This is a genomic window from Laceyella putida, from assembly GCF_042665195.1.
GTDB lineage: Bacteria > Bacillota > Bacilli > Thermoactinomycetales > Thermoactinomycetaceae > Laceyella > Laceyella putida.
In genome coordinates, this window is the sequence record NZ_JBHTBW010000024.1 from 1 (window position 1) to 26,582 (window position 26,582).

26 protein-coding genes, 1 pseudogene and 1 riboswitch are annotated in these 26,582 nt (G+C 50.0%); of the genes and pseudogenes, 10 read left to right on the forward strand and 17 right to left on the reverse strand.

Translation table 11 applies throughout. The annotated features are described in order from the left end of the window. Positions 1-57: 57 nt before the first annotated feature. The 3 genes from ACFQNG_RS09925 to ACFQNG_RS09935 form a co-directional block, all read right to left on the reverse strand. The gene (locus ACFQNG_RS09925) at positions 58-1,146 is read right to left on the reverse strand and encodes a phage tail tape measure protein (protein ID WP_379864768.1); all 1,089 of its coding nucleotides are present in this window, start codon (positions 1,144-1,146) and stop codon (positions 58-60) included. Between the two features lie 175 nt (positions 1,147-1,321). Further along, positions 1,322-1,540 (reverse strand): helix-turn-helix domain-containing protein, encoded by a 219-nt coding sequence (locus ACFQNG_RS09930; RefSeq protein WP_379864769.1) that lies wholly within the window; start codon positions 1,538-1,540, stop codon positions 1,322-1,324. A 315-nt stretch (positions 1,541-1,855) separates the two neighbouring features. Further along, entirely contained in the window at positions 1,856-3,052 is a 1,197-nt protein-coding gene (locus ACFQNG_RS09935) for a M24 family metallopeptidase (RefSeq protein WP_379864770.1), read from the reverse strand. A 140-nt stretch (positions 3,053-3,192) separates the two neighbouring features. Between ACFQNG_RS09935 and ACFQNG_RS09940 the strand changes: the two genes are divergently transcribed. The 5 genes from ACFQNG_RS09940 to ACFQNG_RS09960 all read left to right on the forward strand — a co-directional run bounded on the left by ACFQNG_RS09940 (position 3,193) and on the right by ACFQNG_RS09960 (position 8,184). Then, complete coding sequence (locus tag ACFQNG_RS09940) at positions 3,193-4,785, forward strand: alkaline phosphatase family protein (RefSeq protein WP_379864771.1); 1,593 nt, start codon at positions 3,193-3,195, stop codon at positions 4,783-4,785. A 102-nt stretch (positions 4,786-4,887) separates the two neighbouring features. After that, a complete protein-coding gene (locus tag ACFQNG_RS09945) occupies positions 4,888-5,634 on the forward strand; it encodes a hypothetical protein (RefSeq protein WP_379864772.1) in 747 nt (248 codons plus the stop codon). Between the two features lie 262 nt (positions 5,635-5,896). Further along, positions 5,897-6,202 (forward strand): winged helix-turn-helix transcriptional regulator, encoded by a 306-nt coding sequence (locus ACFQNG_RS09950; protein ID WP_379864773.1) that lies wholly within the window; start codon positions 5,897-5,899, stop codon positions 6,200-6,202. Positions 6,203-6,239: 37 nt separating this feature from the next. Further along, entirely contained in the window at positions 6,240-6,485 is a 246-nt protein-coding gene (locus tag ACFQNG_RS09955) for a DNA alkylation repair protein (RefSeq protein WP_379864774.1), read from the forward strand. Between the two features lie 160 nt (positions 6,486-6,645). Next, positions 6,646-8,184: a fumarate hydratase gene (locus tag ACFQNG_RS09960; RefSeq protein ID WP_379864775.1), complete on the forward strand. Its 1,539-nt coding sequence runs from the start codon at positions 6,646-6,648 to the stop codon at positions 8,182-8,184. Positions 8,185-8,286: 102 nt separating this feature from the next. On the opposite strand, the pseudogene ACFQNG_RS09965 reads toward ACFQNG_RS09960, so the two are convergent. Continuing rightward, positions 8,287-8,442: pseudogene (locus ACFQNG_RS09965) on the reverse strand (putative sulfate exporter family transporter); the annotation flags it as partial. 333 nt (positions 8,443-8,775) lie between these two features. On the opposite strand from ACFQNG_RS09965, the gene ACFQNG_RS09970 reads away from it, so the two are divergent. Beyond that, on the forward strand, positions 8,776-9,681 hold the full coding sequence (locus tag ACFQNG_RS09970) for a DUF1002 domain-containing protein (protein ID WP_379864776.1): 906 nt from the start codon (positions 8,776-8,778) through the stop codon (positions 9,679-9,681). 139 nt (positions 9,682-9,820) lie between these two features. On the opposite strand, the gene sdhB is transcribed toward ACFQNG_RS09970, so the two are convergent. The 7 genes from sdhB to ACFQNG_RS10005 all read right to left on the reverse strand — a co-directional run bounded on the left by sdhB (position 9,821) and on the right by ACFQNG_RS10005 (position 17,577). Continuing rightward, entirely contained in the window at positions 9,821-10,573 is a 753-nt protein-coding gene (gene sdhB / locus ACFQNG_RS09975) for a succinate dehydrogenase iron-sulfur subunit (protein WP_379864778.1), read from the reverse strand. Beyond that, positions 10,573-12,330 (reverse strand): succinate dehydrogenase flavoprotein subunit, encoded by a 1,758-nt coding sequence (sdhA, locus tag ACFQNG_RS09980; RefSeq protein WP_379864779.1) that lies wholly within the window; start codon positions 12,328-12,330, stop codon positions 10,573-10,575. Before sdhA ends, sdhB begins: the two co-directional genes overlap by 1 nt. Positions 12,331-12,345: 15 nt before the next feature. Next, positions 12,346-12,996: a succinate dehydrogenase cytochrome b558 subunit gene (locus ACFQNG_RS09985; protein ID WP_379864780.1), complete on the reverse strand. Its 651-nt coding sequence runs from the start codon at positions 12,994-12,996 to the stop codon at positions 12,346-12,348. A gap of 302 nt (positions 12,997-13,298) precedes the next feature. Beyond that, on the reverse strand, positions 13,299-14,306 hold the full coding sequence (locus ACFQNG_RS09990; RefSeq protein WP_379864782.1) for an ABC transporter ATP-binding protein: 1,008 nt from the start codon (positions 14,304-14,306) through the stop codon (positions 13,299-13,301). A 17-nt stretch (positions 14,307-14,323) separates the two neighbouring features. After that, positions 14,324-15,247 carry an ABC transporter permease gene (locus tag ACFQNG_RS09995; RefSeq protein WP_379864784.1) on the reverse strand — a complete coding sequence of 308 codons (924 nt, stop codon included), beginning with the start codon at positions 15,245-15,247 and terminating at the stop codon, positions 14,324-14,326. A gap of 1 nt (position 15,248) precedes the next feature. Further along, a complete protein-coding gene (locus ACFQNG_RS10000) occupies positions 15,249-16,178 on the reverse strand; it encodes an ABC transporter permease (protein WP_379864786.1) in 930 nt (309 codons plus the stop codon). Between the two features lie 169 nt (positions 16,179-16,347). Then, positions 16,348-17,577, reverse strand: coding sequence for an aspartate kinase (locus tag ACFQNG_RS10005; protein WP_379864788.1), 1,230 nt, complete (start codon positions 17,575-17,577; stop codon positions 16,348-16,350). Positions 17,578-17,695: 118 nt separating this feature from the next. Continuing rightward, positions 17,696-17,881: riboswitch (Lysine riboswitch) on the reverse strand. 159 nt (positions 17,882-18,040) lie between these two features. Between ACFQNG_RS10005 and ACFQNG_RS10010 the strand changes: the two genes are divergently transcribed. Genes ACFQNG_RS10010 through ACFQNG_RS10020 form a run of 3 tightly spaced genes read left to right on the forward strand, consistent with a single transcriptional unit; the run spans position 18,041 to position 19,921 of the window. Next, on the forward strand, positions 18,041-18,826 hold the full coding sequence (locus ACFQNG_RS10010) for an RNA ligase family protein (RefSeq protein ID WP_379864789.1): 786 nt from the start codon (positions 18,041-18,043) through the stop codon (positions 18,824-18,826). Continuing rightward, positions 18,823-19,458: an HD domain-containing protein gene (locus ACFQNG_RS10015; RefSeq protein WP_379864790.1), complete on the forward strand. Its 636-nt coding sequence runs from the start codon at positions 18,823-18,825 to the stop codon at positions 19,456-19,458. The genes ACFQNG_RS10010 and ACFQNG_RS10015 overlap by 4 nt, the downstream gene beginning before the upstream one ends. A 4-nt stretch (positions 19,459-19,462) precedes the next feature. Further along, on the forward strand, positions 19,463-19,921 hold the full coding sequence (locus ACFQNG_RS10020; RefSeq protein WP_379864792.1) for an AAA family ATPase: 459 nt from the start codon (positions 19,463-19,465) through the stop codon (positions 19,919-19,921). A 30-nt stretch (positions 19,922-19,951) separates the two neighbouring features. On the opposite strand, the gene ACFQNG_RS10025 is transcribed toward ACFQNG_RS10020, so the two are convergent. Further along, a complete protein-coding gene (locus tag ACFQNG_RS10025) occupies positions 19,952-20,275 on the reverse strand; it encodes an SCP2 sterol-binding domain-containing protein (RefSeq protein WP_379864793.1) in 324 nt (107 codons plus the stop codon). 132 nt (positions 20,276-20,407) lie between these two features. Here ACFQNG_RS10025 and tatA point away from each other — a divergent pair, with 132 nt between their 5' ends. Then, positions 20,408-20,578 (forward strand): twin-arginine translocase TatA/TatE family subunit, encoded by a 171-nt coding sequence (gene tatA, locus ACFQNG_RS10030; RefSeq protein WP_379864795.1) that lies wholly within the window; start codon positions 20,408-20,410, stop codon positions 20,576-20,578. 8 nt (positions 20,579-20,586) lie between these two features. Here tatA and ACFQNG_RS10035 read toward each other — a convergent pair whose 3' ends face one another. The 5 genes from ACFQNG_RS10035 to uvrC all read right to left on the reverse strand — a co-directional run bounded on the left by ACFQNG_RS10035 (position 20,587) and on the right by uvrC (position 26,115). Continuing rightward, positions 20,587-22,104 (reverse strand): phytoene desaturase family protein, encoded by a 1,518-nt coding sequence (locus ACFQNG_RS10035; RefSeq protein WP_379864796.1) that lies wholly within the window; start codon positions 22,102-22,104, stop codon positions 20,587-20,589. Then, positions 22,068-22,835 (reverse strand): lysophospholipid acyltransferase family protein, encoded by a 768-nt coding sequence (locus ACFQNG_RS10040; RefSeq protein WP_379864797.1) that lies wholly within the window; start codon positions 22,833-22,835, stop codon positions 22,068-22,070. Before ACFQNG_RS10040 ends, ACFQNG_RS10035 begins: the two co-directional genes overlap by 37 nt. 22 nt (positions 22,836-22,857) lie before the next feature. Beyond that, positions 22,858-23,436 carry a TetR/AcrR family transcriptional regulator gene (locus ACFQNG_RS10045; RefSeq protein ID WP_379864798.1) on the reverse strand — a complete coding sequence of 193 codons (579 nt, stop codon included), beginning with the start codon at positions 23,434-23,436 and terminating at the stop codon, positions 22,858-22,860. Between the two features lie 291 nt (positions 23,437-23,727). Beyond that, a complete protein-coding gene (locus ACFQNG_RS10050) occupies positions 23,728-24,216 on the reverse strand; it encodes a DnaD domain protein (protein ID WP_379864799.1) in 489 nt (162 codons plus the stop codon). 117 nt (positions 24,217-24,333) lie between these two features. After that, entirely contained in the window at positions 24,334-26,115 is a 1,782-nt protein-coding gene (uvrC, locus tag ACFQNG_RS10055; RefSeq protein ID WP_379864800.1) for an excinuclease ABC subunit UvrC, read from the reverse strand. Positions 26,116-26,582 lie beyond the last annotated feature (467 nt).

The following is a 26,582-nucleotide window of genomic DNA, read 5'->3' on the forward strand; positions in this document are numbered from 1 at the left end:
CCCCATCACTAGTAGTGTAATCCACTTACACTCTTAGTGTCCAAAGTCATTAGGGGGCTAAAGAGTTCTGAACGATTCTAAATCACTCTTTAGAAGTTCTGTGTTAACACATCCGGGCTCAACAGACATAAGAGCCAACGCAAAATATCCCCTTGTTTGGTTGAACGCAAGACAATCATCCAAACTCTTGAAGACATTCTTGACGATCGGGGTCTTGGCCAAAACCGGTGTGATTGACACCGTTGCTTTATCGACCATTGGTTTCACAAATGGTGTTGCAAAGCTAACTGCTCCCACCAAGGCCGCCCCAGCCAAACCGGAGAGCGTGGCCTTTTTCCAATCAATCTTTTTCCCGCGCAACAGATCATCAGCAATGCTCGTTCCGACACCCTCAACCGAACCGATGAACCCCGCCTTGGTGAACATATGCTTGAGCGGGCCCGGCAACTTGCTGATCAGTTTTCCTCCACCCTTAATCACGGAACCCAACAGTTTTGAACCGGCCACAGCGGTTACAATTTTCCGGCCGAATGCGTTGCCCAAGCCTTTGGCCACGCCGCCGGCCAATCCCATCCCGAACAGGCCCAAGGCTCCCCCGATGGCCGCTTCAAAAAAGGTGTTCTTGTCCACCTTGCCGCCATTCAAACCCAGGCTGATGAGGAAGGAGGAACCCCAACCAATCAAGATGGAGACGCCCACCCCTTGCAGTCCCGGGATGAACAGGCACGCAACGCCCGCGGCCAACACCAAGCCGGAAATGACATATTCCTTGTTCTCCTTCACCCATTCCCAAGCATGGTTTAAGCCATTTCCAATGTCATGGGCAACTTCTTTCCCTTTGTCCCACAGCTTCTGATACCACGGACGGTGGTCTTCCCCTGGCGGGGAATTGTAACCGTCTCCTTTTCCGTTAGCACCCCCTGTGTCCAAATCAGGTGCTTGATAAGGATCCGGAGCGTGGTAGATTTCTGGTGCCTTATACGGCTCTGGAGCTTTATATGGATCCGGTGCTTTGTACGGATCGGGTGGCACATAAAAATCTGGAGCCTTATAACCTTCCGCCGTCACCGCCATAGGAAAGATAAATGAAAACATCAAAAAAATAAGCGCCATTCCTAAAAAACAGCGCACAACCGATTTCTTCAAACTCATCACCTCTATTTTCATTTTAATTAATAGAAGTGATTTATTAAATATTTCCCTTGTTTTAATTTTCGAAATTTCGTTGAAGTAAAAAGTATGTAACATATAGGATGCGAACAATTGGCAACAAAAACACCCCCACCGTCTCTCCAACAAACAAGGCAGGGGTATGCAAGGATTATATCTTTAGTTCGCCCAGGCGCACCAACTCAACGACCGCTTGGGAACGGCCCTTGACGTTCAACTTTTGCATCACGTTGCTGATATGGTTACGGACGGTTTTCTCACTGATGAAGAGTTGTTGGGCAATCTCTTTAGTTGTTTTGTCTTGGACTAACAGCTCAAATACTTCCCTCTCCCGATTGGTCAATAAGGGTTTGCCTTTTTGGTTACTCAAATGTTGACACCCTTCCTTGCTCAAGCACTGGAATTTCAAGGGTCAGGGACCAGTCAAGTTATACTATGAGCAGGGAGATTGCGTGGTGAGCGCTTATCACGAAATTAGGCGGTTTTTCTTGGTATCTCTTTCCTCTGCTCTGCTTTTCTCCCTATCTTATGCCGCTGGGGTGGGGGAGGTTCCTGTTCCCGCCCGTCATTCTTCCTTTAAATGGCACACGATGCAACGGCTCTTTTTCGATGAGGATACTGCGGCTATCTATGCAAACGACCCAGCCCTTGGCGAGGGTTGGGTCGTCTCTCATTCATTTTCTCCTTATTCGGGAATCCGCACAATCTCTTCTGGGGCTATGGTGATTGATTTCAATCCCGTCTCGGTAACGACATAGGTGTTTTCGATGCCAACCACCCCCCGGCCCGGGAAGGTGAATTTGGGTTCGATGGCGATGACCATGTTTTTCTCCAAGGGTTGTTCAAAGCCTCGCGCCAAGACAGGCAGTTCATCAAATTCCAGACCGACACCATGGCCGAGAAATTTGGCCTGGTCTTTGCCAAAGCCCATGAAGTGGTTCTGAAGTCCGGCTGCTTCGGCCATCTCCAAGGCCCGGAGGTATAGGTCTTGCCAAGCCACTCCCGGTTTGCCCATGCGCTCGGCTTCCTTGATGATCGCGGTGGTCACTTCGTATGCGCGGGTCAGCTCCTCATCCAATTCCCCAATTACGGCCATGCGTGTCTGGTCGATGATGTACCCTTCTACCACTGTGCTGATATCGACGAGAATCGGTTCACCAGGAGCGAATGTTTTGCGGCTAGCTCCCTGTGGACTGGCCGTGGACATACCCAAACCTCCCGCCGGTCCGTCGAAATACGTGGGCGTAGCGGCTGCGGCGCCAGAGGCGACCATGCCCAAACAGAGTTCTTGGTTATAGCCGCGCATGCGATAGATTCCGATATTTCCTTTCAAGCGCAAGGCATGCTCGATTTGCGCGGATAATTCCACTTCACTCACGCCGGTGCGGATATACTGCGGCAACATGGTGATGATCTGATTCACGTGCGCCGCGGCCAGCCGCAGCTGTTTCAGTTCATACTCCGATTTTACCGCACGCAACAGGCGGAGCGGGAAAGCGACATCCACTACTTCTGCGCCGGGGAAAAAACGGAGATACCGTGTGGCCAAACCATAGGGCAGCACATCCATTTCGATGCCGATCCGCTTTACCTCTCCGAAGGTCTCCCGCAACCGTTCTCCCAACTGTTTCATGCGGCCCATTTCTTCCACAGGGACCGAAGCTTCAAATTCCGCCCGGGTGACGCTTTTCTTGACATAAAAACGCGGCTCTCCTGACTGTGGCACGTAGAGCAGGCCATTTTGCATCGTCCCGGTCAGATAGTATAGGTCAACGTTTTGGGTAATGATGGCCCCATCTATCTGATTTTCCGTTAATTTCGCTTGGAAGCGGGTGATCCGCTCGCACACTTCAGATGCTGGCACTTTCGGCAATGGGTGCATAATGATCCTTCCTTTCTATGTAACAACCTCTACTCTTCCATTTTCTCTTTTGATCAAGATTTACCCTTTCCATTCGGCATAAAAAACCTGCTCTTAAGGTACATTAAAAGCTGAATCTAGTATATTGAGGTTGAGATCAAATGATGTGGATAAGCATTCTCCTTTTGCTTGTGATTTTGTTTTTCGCTTTTTTTCTCTATATTAACCGGCAGAGTTCCCGGAAGCAGGAAACGGTGGCCGATCAGGATGCGCTTGCTGCCGCTCCAGTGAAGCCCGTCATTTTATTGATAATTGATTCCTTGATGGACGCCCCCTTGCGCGAAGCCATTCAACTGGGCAAAGCGCCCGCTCTCCAGTTTCTCAAGGAACAGGGGCAATACCATCCCCGGGTGGTGACTGGCTTTCCCACCATGTCGGTCTGCATTGATGCGACGCTGTTGACTGGGACTTATCCCAATCAGCATCACATTTTTGGCCTGGTCTATATGGATCGGCAAGAACAACGGATGGTCAACTTCGGGACAAGTTTAATGGAGTCGTTGAAGTTTGGTGTTCGCACCGTGTTGAAAGACAGCTTGCAACACTTAAACCAAACGTGCCTCAGCCGAGAAGTGAAAACGATCCATGAGGAATATGATGGTCCGACCGCATCCATTAACCCGATGGTTTATCGGGGACGCCACGAGCATAAGCTGACTGCGCCCTGGCTTGGCGCGCTCACGGGGATCATGCCCCGGACCATCGCCACGATGGCTCCCCGCTTTTTTTCTTTTGGCGCTCTGTCGAAAATCCATCACAACAGCCGGCCAACAGGGCCGCTCCATCGGTTCGGCTTCCATGATACCTTTTCACGCAATGAGCTTGCCTATTTGTTGCAATCTGGTCAGCTTCCCCCATTTACGATCGTCTACTTTCCAAGGAATGATGAATATGTCCATCAGAAAGGGACATCGGAAATCAAGGGAATCATCAAGGCGGATGAAGAGTTACGCGAGCTGTTGAACATGTTTCCCAGCTGGGATGAGGCTTTGGACCATGTGACCCTGATTGTCATGGGTGACAGTGGGCAAGCCCCCATCATTCCCAATCGCAAAGAAGCTTATATCGATCTGCGCAAGCGGTTAAAAGAGTATCGCATCATGCCCATCAGACAGAAAAAGCCCCGCCCGAAAGATCAACTGGTCATCTGTTGCAATGAACGCATGGCTTATATCTATGTGCAAGACGAACAGCTCGACCTGAAAGAGGTGATCTCCGTCCTCAAACAAGAGCCCAAATTGGACATCATCGCTTGGAATGAGGAAGGTCTGATCTCCTGCGTCAGCGGGCAGACCGAGGGTAAATTTAGTTATAAGGCGGGGGGAGCTTTTGTCGATGAATATGATCAGACATGGCACTTGGTCGGTGATCTCGCCATCCTCGATTTGACCGTAAATGAACGCAATCAAATCCAATACGGTATTTTCCCTGATGTGATGGCGCGGTTAGCCGGCGTGATGGATACATCAGAGCGGGTGATTGTCGTGACAGTGTCGCCCGGTTATGAAATGATCAGCGAAGCCTCTCCCACCCATGTCGGGGCATCCCATGGTTCGCTTCATCATCTCGATTCACTCGTACCGATGATCATCGGTGGAACGGATTCACAACCCGCTTATCCGCGCGTGATCAACCTTAAAAGTTGGTTGCTGGAATTAATGCACGCCTCACGCAATCCGAAAGGAGACTCCTAAGCCTCTCTCATTTCCGCTCGGAGTTACTCTGGCCGAAAGTGGAATGAGCCAAGCCCTGTTCGACATAGAAGTGTGATAAACATGTCGAAAAGGGGAACAAGCGTGAAGACAAATGCGGGTAAAGCCCATCGAAAATCGTTAACTCACATCGATTTGCACCGACATTGGCCCTCTCTCGACGCACACACGCTGTACAGTCTCGAATTGGAACAAGACGAATACTACCAACACATCCCCGCTGCCGCACTCCCGCAATATGTAGAGCAGGCGATGGCCAAAGGGAAAAAGGTGGCGACCACCCATGGCCGCCTATATTCATTGCAAAAACTGCTTAACTTATTATTGAAAGAAGGGGTTTGCGTTCGCTTTCGGGATAAGCACCCGCTCGATCCCACGATTCGGGCGCAATACAACAAAAAAACGAAAACCATCGAAATCTATCGGAATTCACTCCAGCAAATCACCCATTTTTTCAACATGATGGACAAAGCAGTGGCCGATGAAGAAATCATCCTGCTCCATCTGATTCACGAGTGGTTTCACCATCTGGAAGAAACGCGGTGCGGTCGGACGGATGCCGATCTGCCCAAGGTGGTGATTAAGCAGGTGGGCCCGCTGAAACAACGGAAAAGCATTTTGCGAACAAGGGAAATCGGCGCCCATGCCTTTACCCAAGCCGTCATGCAACTCTCTTGGTCTCCCCTGCTCTTGGATTATTTGTTGGATTACCAGCAACAGGGCTGGACAAAAGCGCAGATTCGTGAACACTTTCACCGTCTTAAACAACGATTTGAGCCAAATCCCTATCCCCAATCGAGCGAAGAAAATGATACAATCAACAATAACTAGGGCGTGTCTAATATGTCGGCGGCTCCAAAACCGTTTTCCCATTCGCTTCACTTGTCCTTCGGCGCTCATCGGAAAAGGGTTTTCCGCCTCCTCCCATTGGTCAACTTGATTTGCCAGACACACCGAGCATGGATATCCCTTTTCATTCCATGCTCTTCCCTTCCCCCGACCGTCTGATATGATCCGAAAAATCGGAAATGATGTCATAGACAGATGCCAAGCCTCCACAAGATTTGTTAAGATATGAAGAGAGGTGAAACAAATGGATCGTTGCATCTGCCCTAAATTTGAGTCGGCAATCGAAATTTTAGCCAAAAAGTGGACAGGACTGATTATTCGTGTGTTGATGGAACAAACCAGTCGCTTTCGTGATATAAGAGAACAAATCCCTTTAATGAGTGAACGGATGTTGGCCGAGCGGCTGAAGGAATTGGAGGCTCATGGGATTGTCGAACGGACCGTTTATCCGGAGACACCGGTACGAATCGAATACGCCCTGACAGAAAAGGGGAAAGCGCTCGCTCCAGTGCTCGATTCGATCCAAAGCTGGGCGGAAGAATGGTTGTAAGCGGATTGGGGCAAAGTATACGTTGGAGGTGTCTACCATGTCATTTCCCTATCTTTGCCCCGCTTGCGGCACCAACCGCAGCCGGTTTAACATCATTGAGCAAATCCCCTTTGCCGTGAAAAAAGATGTCCACTCCGGGTATATCACGGAGCGGGTGTCGGAAAAGGATCCCTTTCACTTTCACTACCGCGGGGCTGAATACCGAGTGCAATGCGGGATTTGTGGGATTATCGAAAACGAAGAATTATTTATCAAAAATGCTCAGCGAAATCCATTGTCATAATCGATTTGAACCTGTCTCACCCCTAACAGGAGGCAGGTTTTTTCACGGCCCCTTTGTCGGAACATTTCAGCATGGGGATCAGATGAGAAAAATGGCAACACCCGTTATAATAGAATAAGAATGTATCAAATAACCACGAGGGATAAAAGAGGGGTTACCAATGCAATCTTTCAAAGACTCGATCTTGAAGTTGATTACCGAAACATCGACGAATTTGCCGCCCGATGTTCGCCAAGCCATCCAGCGAGCCAGCGCTCAGGAAGATGCCGGAACACGCTCGGCGCTGGCGCTCAGCACCATCACCAACAACATCAAAATGGCCGAAGAAAATGTATCCCCGATCTGTCAAGATACCGGGATGCTGACGTTTAAAATCAAGGTGCCTGTAGGGGCCAACCAAATCAAGATGTCCAAGCAGATTCGCGAAGCTGTAGCCGAAGCGACCAAGTTAGGCAAATTGCGACCCAACTCCGTCGATTCGCTCACTGGGGAAAACAGCGGCGATAACCTGGGTGAAGGTGTTCCCGTAATCCATTACGAGCAATGGGAACGGGATCACATCGAAGTGCGCTTGATCCTCAAAGGCGGCGGCTGCGAAAATAAAAACATCCAATACAGCTTACCTTGTGAATTGGAAGGATTGGGTCGGGCTGGCCGCGACTTGGACGGAATCCGCAAGTGCATCCTCCATGCCGTATACCAAGCGCAGGGCCAAGGATGCAGCGCAGGATTTATCGGGGTCGGCATCGGAGGTGACCGCACGACCGGATACGAACTGGCGAAAAAACAGCTGTTCCGTTCTGTAACCGATACCAATCCAAATCCGGACTTGGCTCGCTTAGAAGAATATATTATGGAGAAAGCCAATACGTTAAGCATCGGAACCATGGGATTTGGCGGCAACGCGACCTTATTGGGTTGCAAAATCGGCGTAATGCACCGCATCCCAGCCAGTTTCTATGTCTCCGTTGCTTACAACTGTTGGGCCTTCCGTCGCCAAGGCGTCACCATTGATCCAGTTACCGGAACCATCCAAGATTGGCTCTATACTGAAAAGGCAACCGAAGCTGAGCAGGAGGCGACGGTCACTGCCGAAAACACCGAAATGACGGGCGGACGCCAAGTGGTGCTCACCACGCCGATTACGGAAGAACAGATCCGCGACTTGAAAGTCGGTGACATCGTCGTGCTCAATGGACTGATTCACACCGGACGGGACGCATTGCACAAACATCTGATGGATCATGATGCACCCGTTGACCTGAACGGCGGGGTCATTTATCACTGCGGGCCGGTCATGCTCAAAGACCAAGACGGCAATTGGAATGTGAAAGCGGCGGGCCCGACAACCAGCATTCGCGAGGAACCGTATCAAGGCGACATCATCAAAAAGTTTGGCATCCGTGCCGTGATTGGTAAAGGTGGCATGGGACAAAAGACATTGGCCGCGCTAAAAGAACATGGTGCCGTCTACCTCAACGCGATCGGCGGCGCAGCCCAGTATTATGCTGAGTGCATTACCGGCGTGGAAGGGGTCGACTTTATGGAATTTGGCATTCCGGAAGCGATGTGGCATTTGCAAGTCAAAGATTTTGCCGCCATTGTCACAATGGATGCCCATGGCAACAGCTTGCACGCGGATGTGGAGAAAACTTCCCTTGACAAACTGGCCGAATTGAAAGAACCCGTCTTCAGGTAAACGAACAACCCTAACATCCTTCCCGCTGGCGAGGGATGTTAGGGTTTTGCCATATGCATGGCCAAGGCCCGTCAACAAGGGGAATCCCTTCGGCTTCAAGCCGGTTCCATCGACATGGAGCCCTAATCCGGCCATAGCCATAGCCATAGTCATGTGCAGGCAAGACACTTGCATAACCACCTCTGAAAGCCCCTCGGAAACCAGACGAAGCGTGTTGATCACACTCATGCTCAGAAGACCAAAGATAAACCATGACATGGGCACAGATGCGGCACCTTCATTCGCATGCTTCCCGTATATGTCGCATCAGCCAAGCGATCAATCATCCATTATGTAAATAATGCATAAATCAAATCCGTTTCCAAATCAAAAAACCTTCATTCACGCTACGAATCTTCTCTCTTTCAAGCCTTCACGGTCTTTAATCTGATCCATTCGAAACTCAGGATTGGTAATTTACCTACTTTTTTACTGTTCACAGATAAGGCGATACACGATACAATAAAATTTGATATGGACTTTCGATCTCCGGCACTTCCTTCCATCGCCGGAGACGAACCTTTTCTCTTTTATAAGGGGGTTTCATTTCTAATGAAACGTTTGAAAAAATTTAGCCTTATTGCTCTAGCCATGCTTTCGGCAGTTGTATTGGCCCTGCCAACGGGCGCATCCGCTGATGCCATCGCTGGGGAAACCGTTGTGACGTTGGGTAAAGACCTGACCGGAACCCAACGCGACGCCATCTTAAAAGAGATGGGCGTTGTGGAAAATCAAGTAAAGGTTATCGAAGTGACCAACCAAGAAGAATATCAGTACTTGGGCAAATACTTGAAGGCGGATGTTATCGGTCGACATGCTCTTTCTTCCGCCAAAATCGTACTGACCGATTCCGGGAAGGGCATTTCGGTCAAAACCAACAATATTACCACGATCACCGATAGCATGTATGCCAATGCGGCGATTACCGCGGGCATCAAGGATGCGGACATCTATGTAACCGCGCCGATCCAGGTATCCGGCACAGCCGGCTTGACCGGAATTATCAAAGCGTTTGAAGCGGCGACGGGCAAAAAAATCGATGAAAACACCAAACAAGTGGCGAACGAAGAGATCGTGCGCACACAAGAGCTGGCCAAAGAACTGGGAGATTCCAACAAGGCCGTGCAATTCATCAATGCCGTGAAGCAAGAAGTAGCGCAAGAAAAACCGCAAACAGCTGAAGAATACAGAGATATCATCATCAACGTATCCAATGATTTCAATATTAACTTAAGTGAGCAAACCATTAACCAATTAACCCAATTCTCCCAGCACTTCAGCACGTTGAACATCGATTGGGATCAACTCTCCCAACAGTTTGAGAGCCTGCGTGGAGATATCAAAAACATTTTGAACGCAGAAGTAACCCAAGGCTTTTTTGATACCGTCTTTGAATGGCTTGGCGATCTGTTCAGCGCGATTGGCGAGTTCTTCACCTCCGCCTCTTCGCAAAAATAATCTTTTTTCCATCACAGAACCAACTTACCGTTGGTTCTGTTTTTTTGGGGCTCTACATTCATCGGCACAATCAATGCCGGTTTTTCCCCATGACGCAACACAAAAAACTGCCGGCTTGTTAAAAGCCGGCAGTTTGCGATTAGATGGAAAGCCATTTTTTAAACATGTGGGTCGTCGCGTCACGGTTGCTCTTGGCGATCGCCGTCGTAAGCGGAATCCCTTTTGGACAAGCTTGCACACAGTTTTGCGAGTTCCCGCACTCTTGCAGACCGCCGTCATCCAAGAGAGCTTCCAGGCGCTCTTCTTTATTCATCGCTCCGGTTGGATGGGAGTTAAACAATTGCACTTGTCCCACCACGAACGGACCGACAAAGTTGGACTTGGCGTTTACGTTGGGGCACGCTTCCAGACATACGCCACATGTCATGCATTTGGACAGTTCATAACGCCATTGGCGGTCTTTTTCAGCGAGGCGTGGACCCGGTCCCAAATCGTGGGTGCCATCAATTGGAATCCAAGCTTTAACCCGCTTCAAGGCATTAAACATGCGGCTGCGATCAACCACCAAGTCACGGACGACAGGGAACGTGCTCATCGGTTCAATGCGGATAGGTTGTTCCAATCGGTCAACAAGAGCCGTACAAGCTTGGCGTGGCTTCCCGTTGATCACCATGGAGCAAGCACCGCACACTTCTTCAAGGCAGTTCGATTCCCACTGGACCGGTGCGACTTTTTCCCCTTTCGCATTCACCGGATTGCGCTGGATTTCCATCATCGCGGAGATGACGTTCATGTTTTTGCGATAAGGGATTTTAAACTCTTCCTTATACGGTTGACTGTTGGGACCATCCTGACGCGTCACGATCAGCTGTACATATTGTTGCTCGCTCATTAGCTTTTGTTCCCTCCCTTATCCACATCATAACGGCGCGGACGAGGCTTAATCAGAGAAATGTCCACCGGCTCGTATTCAAACTCAGGACCCTCTGGGGTGAATTTCGCTTTGGTTGTTTTCAACCAGTCTTCGTCATTGCGGTCCGGGAATTCCGGTTTATAATGCGCCCCACGGCTTTCGTTGCGGTTGTAAGCGCCAAGCGTGATGACACGCGCCAGCTGCAGCATGTTCCACAGATGGCGGGTAAACGGTGCGGCTTGGTTGCTCCATTTGCTGGTATCGATCATATTGATGTTCTGATAACGCTCCATCAACTCTTGGATCTTCTCGTCCGTTTTCTTCAGGCGATCGTTGTGGCGAACCACGGTCACGTTATCCGTCATCCATTCACCCAGCTCTTTATGCAACAAATAAGCATTTTCGTTTCCGTCCATCTTCAGAATGCTCTCGTACTTTTCTTCTTCCGTCTTGCGCTGTGCATCGAACAGTTCCGAGCTGAACGAATCGACATGTTTGTCCAAACCACGCACATACTCAATCGCTTTCGGTCCAGCCACCATGCCGCCGAAGATGCAAGACAAGAGGGAGTTGGCCCCCAGACGGTTCGCGCCGTGGTACTGGTATTCACACTCACCCGCCGCGAATAATCCTGGAATGTTGGTCATTTGGTCGTAATCTACCCATAGGCCGCCCATGGAATAGTGAACGGCTGGGAAGATTTTCATGGGGACTTTGCGTGGGTCTTCACCCATGAACTTCTCATAGATTTCTATGATACCGCCCAATTTGATATCCAACTCTTTCGGATCTTTGTGGGACAAATCAAGATAAACCATGTTCTCCCCGTTGATGCCCAGTTTATCGTCCACACACACTTTGAAGATGGCGCGTGTCGCGATATCACGTGGTACCAGGTTCCCATACGCTGGGTACATTTCTTCGAGGAAATACCATGGTTTGCCGTCTTTGTATGTCCATACGCGACCCCCTTCACCACGGGCCGACTCAGACATCAAACGAAGTTTATCATCCCCGGGAATCGCGGTAGGATGCACCTGGATAAACTCACCGTTCGCGTAATATACCCCTTGTTGGTACACCGCCGCAGCCGCTGTTCCCGTATTGATCATGGAGTTGGTCGATTTGCCGAAGATGATGCCGGGGCCACCTGTCGCCAAGATCACCGCATCCGCAGGGAACGCGACGATTTCACCGCTACGCAAGTTTTGGGCAACGATTCCGCGGCAGCGCCCTTCATCGTCTTGGACAATGCGCAAGAACTCCCAGTTTTCATATTTGGATACTTTTCCTTCCGATTCATAGCGGCGAACTTGCTCATCCAACGCATAGAGGAGCTGTTGCCCTGTCGTGGCACCCGCATAAGCGGTGCGGTGATGCTTCGTGCCACCGAAACGGCGGAAGTCAATCAATCCTTCAGGTGTACGATTAAACGGTACACCCATGCGGTCCATCAGGTAAATGATCCCAGGAGCCGCTTCACACATCGCTTTGACTGGAGGTTGGTTTGCGAGGAAATCTCCGCCGTAGATGGTGTCATCAAAGTGCTCCCATGGAGAGTCCCCTTCACCTTTGGTATTTACCGCACCATTGATACCGCCCTGTGCACATACAGAGTGAGAGCGTTTCACTGGTACAATGGAGAACAGTTGGACGTGGGCTCCTGCCTCAGCCGCCTTGAGCGTTGCCATCAAGCCAGCCAGTCCGCCACCGACAACGATCAGTTTTTCATTCATGAGAAGTGCTCCCTTCTAATGCTGTGCCAATTGATGGATAAAATCTGGTTGCGCAAAGGCTAACAGCGATGAAATACCAAGATAAGACACAAATACAAACACAGCTGCCCAAACATAGGTGGATACGCGTTGCGCACGTGGCCCCACCGTCACACCCCATGTTATGAGGAACGTCCACATACCATTGGAAAAGTGGAAGACAGCCGCTATCAATCCGATCATATACAACACGAGGTTGACAGGATTTTGCAGAATCTCATAAGTCAAGTTCGCAAGCTGAGGAGCCGTCATGTCATAGAGCGCTACTTGAACACGGGTCTCCCATACATGCCACACGACATAGACAAGGGTGATGACGCCTGTGATCCGTTGCAGCATGAACATCCAGTTGCGGAAAGTACCGAAGTTGCCAACGTTGTTCTTGGCTTGCAATGCGATATACAGGCCATACACGCCATGGTAAAGGAGCGGCAAAAATATAAAAAAGATTTCCAGAACAGTGATGAACGGAATCCCCCATAGCCATTCCACTTGTTCAACAAACGCTTGTGCCCCTTCGGTGGCAGCATAGTTGGACAGTAAATGTTCTACCAAAAAAAAGCCCACCGGTATCACGCCCAGCAACGAGTGTAACCGACGGTTGAAGAAACTGCGTTCTCTGCTCATCATTTGCCTCCAATCTTGGACATAGTCGCAGTAGAGTCGTAGAGTTTCATCACTCTCTCAGACCGCTGACATCAAGTTGAGAAAGGGGTTTCAACTCGCTATTTATTTTACTCCCATCTAGTCGGAGGCGTCAAGGAATGTGACATCGCCACTCTTTATCTAAACGGCCCAGAAAACGCTTAACTCGCCCACTCCGGCGGTTTAACTCCGCGAAAAATGTAAAATAGGCGCGATGAAAAACACAAGCGGATTCATAAAAAGATCCCCCTTCCGAAGAAGGGGAATCCGACTCAACCCGTCATTCAAGAAGCGGACGACCGATGGATCATCACGGGCGGCGCCTCGGGATCTTCCAACCAACACGCCACCAGATGGGTATCAGATAGCCGCGTGAGCGGGGGCATCTCTTCATAACACGCATTCATCGCATAAGGGCAACGGTCGGCGAAGGGACACCCTTGCGGCGGCTCGTACAAATCCGGCGGCGAACCCGGGATCGGCCGCAACTCTTGGTCACGGGATTGATCCAAACGCGGCATCGATTGCAATAAGCCCCATGTATACGGATGATGCGCATCATGGAACAATTCGGTTACAGTTCCTGTTTCCACGACTTGTCCGCCATACATCACACTGACCCGGTCCGCCGTTTCGGCCACCACGCCCAAATCGTGCGTGATGAGAATAATGGAAGTGCCCATCTCCTGTTGCAATTCTTTCATCAACTCAAGAATCTGCGCTTGGATGGTGACATCCAACGCCGTCGTGGGCTCATCCGCAATCAGAACCTTTGGACTCATCGCCAGGGCCATCGCGATCATCACCCGTTGTCTCATCCCCCCGCTAAACTCATGCGGATATTGATCCAACCGCTTCTCGGGATGCGGAATGCCGACCCGATTGAGCATCTCGATGGCGCGCGCTTTCGCTTCCGTTTCCCCGATCTTCTGATGCCAGCGAAGGCCTTCCGTGATTTGCTTCCCGATCGCCATCGTCGGATTGAGTGAAGTCATGGGATCCTGAAAGATCATGCCAATTTCCGACCCACGAATGTGAAACATCTCTTTCTCACTAACTGGCGTCAAATCTTTCCCGTTATAGCGAATCTCCCCGCTTTTAATCTTTCCGGGAAATGGAAGGAGCCGCATCAATGCCAAGGCGGTCACACTCTTTCCGCTACCTGACTCCCCCACAATCGCCAAGGTTTCTCCCCGTTCCAGCGAAAAGGTGACGCCCCGCACCGCTTTCACCTCACCTTTGCCCACCTGAAACGAGACATGCAACGCTTTCACATCGAGTAACTTCTCCATCTTTTTCCCACTCCTCCCTATTTCCGTAGCTTTGGATCAAGCGCGTCGCGCAAACCGTCACCAAACGCGTTAAAGGCTAACATGGTTAAACACAAGAACAACGCAGGGAAAAAGAGGCGCCACCACTCTCCGGACAAGACCGTCACCAGCGAATCGTTTATCATGGTGCCCCAGCTCGCCACAGGCGCTTGCACACCCAACCCCAAGAAACTTAAAAACGATTCCGCAAAGATGGCGCTCGGCACCGTCAACGTTAACATGATAATGATGGGGCCCATCGCATTGGGAATGAGATGTTTGAACAGCAAACGGGCCGTCGTCGCACCAAGCGTTTGGGCTGCCAGCACATACTCCTGTTCTTTCAGCTGAAGCACCTGTCCCCGCACGAGCCGTGCCATGTTTAACCAACCCGTCACCGTGAGCGCGATAATAATCGTGCCCATGCCCGGCGGCAAAATCACCAGCAACAAGATGACCGTCAAGAGGTACGGGAGGCCCCAAAGCACATCAACAATCCGCATCATCACTTCACCTGTGCGTCCACCGCGATATCCGGCGATGCCGCCATAAATCACGCCGATGATCAGATCGATCAAGGCCGCCGCCAAACCGATCGTGAGCGAGATGCGCCCCCCTTCGCAGACCCGCACAAACACATCCCGGCCCAAATCATCCGTGCCAAACCAGTGCTCGGCAGACGGTGCCAAATTGCGCCCCGTTTGCAAATTTTGTTCATTGTATTCATACTCGGACAACATGGGCCCAAAAATCGAGAGTATGGCAATCATGACAATAAAAATGAGACCCAACATCGCCAAGACATTTTGCCTCAACCGACGCCAGCTGTCCCGCCAATACGACAAATGGGGGCGCCGGATCTGCTCCATCGCCCTCTCCGAACGCACCACGGGTTGAAAACGCGGATTCATCGCTGGTTCCATCTCATTTGCCCCCTTTAATCAACTGGATGCGGGGATCAATCCAACCATAAGCCAAATCGACCAAGAAATTGACCGCAATCAACAGGGAGGAATAAAACAGCGTGATTCCCATGATTAAGGGATAATCGCGATTGGAGATGCTCTCCACAAAATACTTGCCAATCCCCGGGATGGAGAAGATGCTCTCAATCACGAAACTGCCGGTCAACACCCCGACCGTCAGCGGGCCCAACACCGTAACCACAGGCAAAATCGCGTTGCGGACGGTGTGCCGCACAATCACCAAAGAAGGCGGCAGGCCCTTTGCTCTGGCCGTGCGGACATAGTCTTGCGTCAATACTTCCACCATGCCCGACCTCATCAGCCGGGTCACACTGGCCAGCGGAAACGCAGCGAGCGCAATCGTGGGCATCACGGTGGAAGCAAACCCTTCCCACGTGGCCACGGGCAAGAGCGCCCACTCGACTCCCAAATACTTTTGCAGCAAAGGGGCCAACACGAAGCTGGGAACGGAAATGCCCAACACCGCGATCAACATCGAGAAATAATCAAGCCATTGGTTTCTCCTGAGCGCCGCCATGACGCCCAAGGTTAAGCCGACCGCGACCGCCAGCAACAACGCTTGCGCCCCTAACTGCGCGGAGACCGGAAACCCTTCGGAAACAATCTCATTAATCGTGCGGGATTCGTATTTGAATGATGGCCCCAGATCAAACAACACCAAGTTTTTCATATAGTTGATATACTGAATGGGAAGCGGATCATCCAGTTGATAGTAAGCGTACAAATTTTTCAGCACTTCTTCAGGAAGCTTCTTTTCATTGCTGAACGGATCTCCCGGAATCGCTTTCATCATCATGAATGTGACCGTCGCAATCACCCAGAGGGTGAGAACCATCTGGATCAAACGGGTCATCACATATCTGGCCAAATAGCAACCCCTCCTAAATATATCCTTGTAAGCAACATATTTTTCAATTAATTTTATCATCACTCAAATTATTATTTTCGGTCAACAAATAATTTTATTGCCCTCTGTTTATTGTCTTGAAAATAAAGAAAAGGTGACCCCGCATAACACGGGATCACCTTTTCTTTATTTATACTTTCACTTCCACTTGATCCAAACCAAAAGCCGTGTGCAACCGGCGTGCCCCTTCCAGGGCCAGTTCACGCTCTACCACGCAGGAGATTTTAATCTCCGAGGTGGAAACCATTTTCACCCGAATGCCCGCTTCACTTAAGGTGGCAAACATCTTGGCGGCCACACCTGGGCGTGTCATCATGCCAACCCCAACTGCGGACACCTTGGCCAAGCCCGCTTCATATAAAATTTTGGCAAAGCCGAGTTCCGCTTGTGCCGCTTCCAGCACTTGGCGCGCTTCAAGACCTTCTTCTTCATTTACGCTAAAGGCTACATCGACCCGCTCATGATCATGTTCACTCTGAACGATGATATCCACATTGATATGCGCCTCCGCCAATAATCCGAATAATTTGGTTAGGGTGTTTTCATGATTTGGCAATCCCAACACCTTAATTCGCGCTACCTGCAAGTCATGTGCAATCCCTCTGACATTGTGTGAGGTTTCCATCGCATTTTCCTCCTTAACCCAGGTGCCGGGCTCATCGACAAAGCTAGAGCGCACCATTAATTGTACCTTATTTTGCAAAGCGGCTTCCACAGAGCGCGGATGGAGCACACCCGCTCCCAGATGAGCCAATTCCAACATCTCTTCGTATGAAATCTCGTCCATCTTTTGCGCCAAAGGAATGACACGTGGATCAGCGGTATAAACCCCCGTCACATCTGTATAAATCTCGCAATAATCGGCTTTTAAGGCAGAAGCCAGCACGACCGCCGTTGTGTCTGATCCGCCCCGCCCCAGCGTCGTAATCTCTTTATCTGGTGAAATCCCTTGAAATCCGGCGACAACCACGACTTCCCCTTGCTCCAACGCGTTCATGATCGTCTCCGTTTTCACGTCATTGACCATGGCCCGCCCATGGACATGATTCGTTTCAATTCCCGCTTGCCAACCAGTGAGCGAGCGCGCTTTCAGCCCTTTCTGATGCAAGGCCATGGACAACAAGGCGATACTTACCTGCTCTCCTGTCGTTAACAGCATATCCATTTCACGCGGAGAAGGGTGTGGACAAATCTCTTTGGCCATCCCAACCAAATGATCCGTAGACTTTCCCATCGCTGACACGACAGCAACACATTGCTTTCCTTGGGCATAGGTATGAGCTATGATCTCTGCTACAGCCTGAATCCGCTCAATGCTCCCTACCGAGGTACCACCAAACTTTTGCACCACGATGCTCATGGCTACTCTCCTCTCAATTCTACATGGCTAGCTAGAAAAGCCTGTAAATAAACAGAAAGACCACAGCAGAGAATCGCTCGCTGTCGCCTTTGTCGTCACGCTCCAGCTCGCTCATCTACTGCGGATTAGCGCTTCACAAAAGCAAAAAATCGCTTCTGTGACAGTCCTGCTCCTGTTCGGACGCAGTCCCAGCCTGCCTTCTGTCGGGTCTTCCAGCAAACTTCGGCGGCCTTTCCCTTTCCTTGTTCTTCAACGGCCCGTCCTCCAAACAAGTACTCATGAAATCCGCACCTCTACTCCACAAAGAGTGGCGAGAATTCTGATATAGTATTAATTTTTTTGATATTAACATAGCACAACCAAATTGGCAAGGTGAAAAAACACTCTTTTTTTCATGACTTTTAACGATATATTATTTATTATTAATATAAAAAATGATTAAAAAGTAAAAGGTGAACCCTATATGGAACCCATGATCAAGTACCCGCGCACGCGACATTTGTCTGGCTCAGGGCTACAGCCTGGCGATGAGGATTTAACCGTCGCCTCCTATCAAGAGTTGATCGGACAACCGATTGTCATCGAAGAGAAAATGGACGGGGCCAATGCCGGCATCAGCTTCGGCCGGGACGGCACCTTGCTACTGCAAAGCCGTGGCCATTACTTGACGGGAGGCCCACGGGAGCAGCAATTTGCCTTGCTCAAAAGCTGGGCCCACCGTTATGCCCACGAACTGTGGGATTTGTTGCAAGATCGTTACATCATGTACGGTGAATGGATGTACGCCAAACACACTGTCTTTTATACGGATTTGCCCCATTATTTTTTGGAATTCGACATCTATGACAAACAAGCCGGCATTTTTCTATCCACCGCCAGACGGCGTGAATTCCTGGCTCGAGCGCCCTTTGTCGTTTCGGTAAGGGTGCTGTATGAAGGCATCGCCCCGCGAAAAAAACCACTGGCGGATTGGATTGGCTCCTCGCCCTTTATTGCGGTCGACCATTTGGAGAAACTGAGACACCTGGCCACCCAACTCAAGCTTCAGCCTGAGCTGGCTATAAGGGAGACCGATCACTCCGGATTGATGGAAGGGTTATATATTAAGGTAGAAGAACATGGCCGCGTGAAAAACCGTTACAAATGGGTACGTTCCGGTTTTTTGCAAACGATCATCGACTCCGAGTCGCACTGGATGAACCGACCCCTCATCCCCAATCAATTGCGGAAAGGGGTGAGCTTATTTTGATTGATGGAAACGCATCGGGCAACCGCCGGCACATTCTGCATGAATTCCCTTGGTTGCAAGCTCTCAGCCAAGTCCCGCAAGATCCGGAGTATCATGGGGAAGGGGATGTGCTCACCCACACCTGGATGGTGGTGGATGAACTCAGTCAGCTTCCCGCTTGGCAAATTCTGCCTCATGAAGAGCAATCCCTGCTATTCATGGCCGCCCTCTTCCATGATATCGGCAAGGAACCCTGTACACAAATGGGCGAAGATGGCCGCTTTCACGCTCCCCACCACGCCAAAGTGGGCGCACAGATGATACGGGAGAAAATGTTTTCCCTCCCAATCCATACCAGGGAAAATCTGGTGCAGCTTGTCCGTTACCATGGCTTACCTTTATGGTTTTTTGAGAAACCCGATCCCGAGAGAGCGGTGATCACCGCCAGTTGGCACATTCGCCTCGATTGGGTCGCCTTGCTCGCGGAAGCGGATGTGCGCGGACGAATCTGTCCAGATCAACCGGAGTTGTTGGAACGCATCGAAATCTTTCGCCAATATGCCACCGAATTGAAATGCTACACCCAACCCCTGCCCTTTGCCAATGCGCATACGCTTCCGTTATTTTCGGAACGCCCATCTCCAAGCGACTGACGTATTGTATGACGATACCCGGTGTGAAGTGATCCTGATGTCCGGTTTGCCCGGAGCGGGAAAAGATACGTGGATCAGCCAAACCCATCCCGATCTCCCGGTCATTTCCCTTGACCAAATCCGGCGCGAACACGGCATTTCCCCCACCGCCAACCAAGGGGAGGTGATCCAAATCGCCAAGGAGCAAGCCAAAGTCCTGTTGCGGCAAAGGCAATCATTCATCTGGAACGCAACCAATCTCACCCGCCATTTGCGCGATCCGCTCATCGATCTGTTCGCCGCCTATGGCGCGCGCATTACGATCGTGTATATGGATGCGCCACTCGATCTCTTGCTCTCCCGCAACCGGAAGCGCAAACACGAGGTGCCTGAGGCGGTGATCCGGAAATTGGTGCGGAAATTGGAAGTGCCCACACTTACGGAAGCGCATCATGTGGAGTGGATCACAGCCAAACAAGCCTGACCTCCATCCCGAGGTATCAGGCTTGTTCATTTAAGCGGCGTAATGTTTTAACACTTTTTGCAAGCGAAGGGCGGCCTCAACCGAGCCTTTCACTTTCAATTTGCCCATCATCAGGGCGGTCGTTGCCCCCAACTTCCCGGTCACGAGCTTCACTAGGACCTCATCTTTGATCACCAGCGTGCAAGTGGGCTCCCACTTGCTTTCCTCTGTCCACTCCGCTTTGCCTTCACTTAAACGCACTTGGTAAGTCCCGCTGGTCAGCTCCAATTGATACACATCATCCAATTGGGCAATCCCGGCAGGGTCTTGGTTGATTTTTTCAGCCAATGAAGCGAACATGTGAATTAAGTCCACAGCATTCCTCTCCTCTTCTTCATTCTAACTTGATTATAAAGCAAAAAAAGCTTTACTTGGCATCTTTCTCATGAAGAGATATAATGGCTAAAGAATATCTCAGGCAATACCTGCCTGTTGGAGCGTGAAATTATGGCTGGCATCGGTTTACCAGGACTCATCGTCATTTTGGTTGTCGCTTTATTGCTTTTCGGACCCAAAAAGCTGCCTGAATTGGGGCGCGCGACCGGACAAACGTTAAAAATGTTTCGCGATGCGGTATCCGGCAAAGAAGAAAACAAAGAGAAAAAAGAAGATAAATAAGCGAAAGCTCACCCCTTTGGAGTGAGCTTTCTTTCTTTCTTCTCTTCCTCTCGCTTGATCAGATGGGCGACATGCAGCCCGCTGATGGCCGCCATCGCTTGGTCGCCCCCCGGATATGTACCCGCCCCCGCATAATATAACCCTTGCCGCTTGCGATCTTTGAGCGGTTGGCGCACGGCGGTTCGAAGCCCATGAAAAGCCCGGCCATTCAACGCTCCGCCATAAGCACCCGTCATCTCCTGCAACTCAAGTGGCCCCAACCATTTCTCCACTTCAATCTGTTCGCTCAACCCCTGCAAGCCCCAGACACGTTCCAACAAATACAAGAGTTGCTCGCGATATTGATCGATCTGACCCGGTTTCAGCTCCCGATTGGCCGGAACTTGGACAGAAACGCACAAATTGCTGCCCGAACCGGCACGCTCCGGCTCATACAACCCTGAGTACCCCACATAAATAAGAGGCTGATTCGGCCATGTCCGTTGCTCGAACAAATCAATGTAATGCCGCTCAATCTCCCGGGGATAAAAATAATTGTGATATTGCAAAATGGGGTAGGTTTCTTTGCAACCGAGGAATCCGACGATTTGCGAACAACTTTGTTTGCGCAAATCAGGTTGGCGGCGGCCATCGGACAATAAAGAGGCTTTCGTTTGGGCCGGGTCGATACAGGAAACCACGATATCCGCCTCCCATTTTTGCCCGCCTGCCTCCACCCCAGTCACTTGCCGTTCAGAAAGCAGGATTTGCTCGACGGCACATCCCGTGATCATCTCCACTCCCAGCAATTGGGCCAATCGAACCAAGGACTCAATGATCCGCTCATTCCCGCCTTCGACGTAAGAAACACCCTGCACCAATTCAAGGTAAGCGAACATCGCCACCACCGCCGGGGCCTTGTATGGGGAAGAACCGACATAGGTCGCGTAACGATTCATCATCGCAAGCAAGCGCGCATCATCGAAAAAACGCCGATGAAAGGTGTCCAACGGCTGCAACAGCTTCATCTTTAGCGTCGATTTCACTGATTCCAAGCCGATCAGATCAGTCCAAGAAGCGGTTGGTTGTTCCAACAGGACTTCTTCCACCCACTCATAGATCATTTGAACCGCATACAGGTAGTCCAAAAAACCCGTTCGGTTTTCCGGCGAAACGGCGGTGAGTTGCTCCGCCATCGCATCGCCATCCGCCGTCAGATCGAGAATCGATTTATTATAGAAAAAGTGCCGGCTATTGACGGGCAGCGGAATAAACCGCAACTCGGGGTCAAGAAAAGATCCGGCTTCCCTAAAAATCCGTTCAAAAATCCATGGCATCACCATTGGGGCCGGTTCCAAATCAAATTGATATCCTCCCTCCAGTGTGAGTGAGCGACATGTCCCACCAACAAAATCTTCTTTTTCAAACAAGGTCACTTTGAAGTCCATCGTGGACAATTTGATCGCCGTGACCAGGCCCGCTATGCCCCCACCGATGATGATTCCTTTTTTCATCGCTGTGATCGCCCTTTCTTTCGTCGTTGCCACCACTCGTACACTTGTCTGAGTTGCTCTCGCAGCTTGATCCAGTTTTGTTGCAGCGATGGATATCCATTCCATGCCAACTCATATTCCGAAAGTCGGTTGGCGATCACTCGCTCACGCAAGGCGTCCAATTCAAGGGCAAGCTCCTTTTCGCAAGCGGCAATCCATTGCCGACGGTGCCCTTTGACAAAGGTGTCCGGCAAAAGGGGGTCCATCAGATGCAGATAGACATCAGGCCGCTTTTGGGTAAAGGAAGTATAAATCGCCACCGGAACAACTTGCACCTGTTCGCATTTTTCAAGCAACGAACCCATTCCCGGCATAAAGCGGACGGGGCGCGCGTCTTGATGGACAACTTCCCCTTGCCCCAAAACCCACAAAGAACGAAAACGGGCAGACAACAGTTCGCTTCCCACTTCCAGCGCCGCCTGCCACTCTTGGTAATGATCAGGATCAACGGTGAAAAGCCCTTGTTCTTTTAAAAATGGAAAAAAAGGCCGCGCTTTCTCTTGCAACATGACATACGCATCTTGACGCAAATAAACATGGTTCAACCACAACACAAAGAGCGGATCCCACCAGTGGCTGTGATTCACCAAATAAAGCGTGGGGGTAGACACATTGATGCGCTCGGAACATCTGACATACATGCGCGCAAAATGGCGCCGTAACACATAAGTAACCATCGCATGAACGATAGGGGTGAGTCGCTCATTTTTCTCTGCAGCTATCATCTGGCTCACTCCTCTCCCTGTCCTAACGCTTCCCTTTAGCAATCCCGTCCATAAACACGGCGACAACCATTTCCGCCAATTGGCCGATTTCCTCTTCCGTCACGCCCTTACGGCAATGTTTCGCCAACGTGTCCAACATCCCCAACCACAAATCGACCAGTATCGGGATTTGATCCGCTTGCGGCACCAATTCGCCTTGCTCCATTCCCTCTTGCAACAACTTTTGCAAGGGTTTCACGATGGCGCGATGCATCGTTTGATACACACGCTCGACCAGCTCTGGACGCAACTGTTCGTCAACGTCACGCATGAGGGGTTGCATGGACATCGACGCATAATGGAAAAATCCCTTCGCCAAACAAGTCAGCCGGCGCCTTACTGTTCCCCCTTCGGCAATGCCCCGTTGGATATGCATCCCGGCGAACTCCAGCTTTTTGCACATCACAGCCGCAAATAACGTCTCCTTGTCAGGAAAATAATGATATAAGGTAGGTTTGGTTATGCCGACCGCATCGGTGATCATGCTAATTGAAACAGCGGCATAGCCACTTTTTAGAAATAATCCCGCTGCTTCGCATAATATTTTTTGTTCCGTATCCATATTTCCTTCTAAATCTGTGCGTCTTGGCCTTCCAGGCGCCCTTTTTACCCGTTTCAATCTAATTCCCCTTTTGTTTTAAATTTCAACCTTGTTATCATGATATCAATCACATTCAAAATTACAAATCCATCTCTGTTAAGCCGATTCTACACGGTTTACCCCAACGTTTCCACTCTATTTTCCAAAATGAACCACAAAAAAGACACCTCTATTTAGGAGGCGTCAAGCAATCAGTTCGCAGACCAATATATTATAAATATTCCAAATTAACATGATAAAACATACCAATATTTATTTTAAGGAATCGACCACCTGGGCCAGCCGGCGCTCAATCTGCTCCAGCTGTTGATTCATCTGTCTGAACTTTGTGTTGACATCCTTGCGAAGCTCATGCAATTGCTTGGCGATGAGCGCGATATTGGTTTCGACATATTCCATATTAACATCCGGGTCCACCGCCGCGGTGTGTATTTGTGGTTGCTTTTGATATTGTCTCTCCCTCAAATACCGAAACACCTCCTGCGCGTTTCGCACTCCCGCTTCATCCAATTCGTCCGCTAACTGCAATACATATGTACGAACAATCTTGTAATTATTTTCCACTAAACAATGCTCAAACAAGGCGTTAACCACACCATTGGAAAAAGCATAATTCTTCTTAAGTTCATACACCAGTTGGACCAATTGCTTTGAAATTGGTTGGCCTCCTGTATATAACCGCAAAAATTCTATGGGTTCGGTATTTTCCATTTTAAGGAGTTGTTTTTCTTGTGTCGTCATAATGACCTCCTGCATTTTCATTGTATAAACATTATATCAAGAAACAGAAGACCAAAAATTGTATATTTGGGAAAAAATAATTAGAAAGCCCACCCCGAACATGTCGACCGGGCGGGCCTATGACTCTACCGATGTCCCTTCACCCAACACCTCTAGAATCGTTCGGGCCAATTTATCGCCGATACCGGCTTTGCGGTATTCTTCCAAGCTGGCTTTGCGCATCTTTTCAAGAGACCCAAAATGGCGAAACAACTGTTGTTTCCGCTTGGGGCCCACACCTGGAATCTCATCCAACTCGGACGCGGTCAGATGCTTGCCGCGCGTTTGGCGGTGGAATGTGATCGCAAAGCGGTGCACCTCTTCTTGTATGCGTTGGATGAGATAAAAAGCCTGACTTCCCTGTTTGATATCCGTTTCTTGCGGCGGGTCGCCCGAGAGCAGCCGGGAGGTGCGGTGCTTCTCATCCTTTACCATTCCGCCAACCGGAACATAAAGGCCCAGTTCATTTTCCAACACATCCAGCGCCGCTTGCATCTGGGCCTTACCCCCGTCGACCAAGATCAAGTCGGGCAGCGGCAAGTTTTCCTTCAAAACGCGCGTATAACGGCGGCGAATTACTTCCCGCATCGTCTCCACATCATTGGGGGAATTCACAGAGCGAATTTTGTATTTGCGGTACTCCTTTTTCTCCGGTTTCCCGTCGATGAAGCACACCATGGCCGATACGGGGTCCACCCCTTGGATATTGGAGTTGTCAAACGCCTCAATCCGTCGCGGCAAACCGATCCTGAGTGCATTTCCCAATTGGCCAAGGGCTTGAAACGTCTTTTCTTCATCTTTCTCCATCAACTGGAATCGTTCGTGCAGGGCGATTTTGGCGTTTTCCATCGCCATCTGCACCAAATTCTTTTTCATCCCCCGTTGCGGAATCGCCACCCGCACATCGGGCAGCAACTTTTCAACCAGTTCCAGTTCCACCTCTTGCGGCAAATCCACCTCTTTGGGCAGGGTGGGAGCCTCATGATAAAACTGCGCAACATAAGACAGAAAATCATCCGCCGGTTCATGAAAATGCGGAAACATGGAGACATCGCGCTCGATCAGTTTGCCTTGGCGCACGTAGAACACTTGGACACACATCCAGCCTTTTTCAGCGGCGTAACCGAAGACATCGCGATCCACATTGTCATTGAGGACGATATTTTGCTTCTCCATCACGGCATCGATATCTTGAATCAGGTCACGAAGCTCTCTGGCCCGTTCAAACTCCAGATTCTCCGCCGCTTCTTCCATTTTCTTGCACAAGTCTTGCTTCAATTCCGGATAACCCCCGTTAAGAAAACGGGTCACCTTGCGCATGATATCATCATAGGCTTCCGCCTTGACTTCGAATTCACACGGTGCCAAACATTGTCCCAAATGATAATACAAACAGACCCGTTTGGGGATCGTTTTGCACTTTCGCAGCGGAAACAAACGATCCAACAGTTTTTTGGCCTGCTGGGCGGCGCCAGCATGGGGATACGGACCGAAATACTTGGAGCCGTCCTTTTTCACCTTGCGCGTCACTTCTAAACGCGGATGCCTTTCCTTTGTCAACCGGATGTAAGGATACGATTTGTCATCCTTCAACATCACGTTATAACGGGGCCGGTGCTTTTTAATCAAGTTGCATTCCAAAATTAGGGCTTCCAATGCCGAACCGGTGACGATGTACTCAATGTCAGCAATATCCATGACCAAACGTTGCGTCTTCCCATCGTGACTGCCCGTAAAGTAAGAGCGAACCCGATTTTTCAAGCTTTTGGCTTTGCCCACATAGATGATTTCGCCGTCTTGATTTTTCATCAGATAACACCCTGGTTGGTCTGGCAACAACGACAGTTTATCTTTCAGCATCTTCCTCTTCTGCCCTCCTTTTAGAAATTTTATCCGAATTTATATCAAAAAATATTAATGAACAATAAAACCCTTGATCATATTGGGTTTGGACCCTTTTCTCACGCATCCGGTCATGGAACCCGAACAAATATATTTAGAAGCTATTTCAAAACCATTTTTTGGATGGAGAAATGGCTATGGCGATCGCTCCATAACCGTTTCCCATTCGCTTCACTTGTCCATCGGCGCTCATCGGGAAAAGGTTTTTCCGCTCATCAACGACTTTTGAAATAACTTGTAGAGATCTCATATATTATATCAATTTGAGGTGTGTGCGGCATGCAGAATCTGGCCTTTGGAACGTTTGTTTAACATTTTGACAGGGAATGGACAATGATGTTGTAAATGATTAATATTATTTAGGGCGTGTCTGGTGAATCCATCATGATTTCCTGTTAGAATGTTCATAACAACAAAAGCAAGGA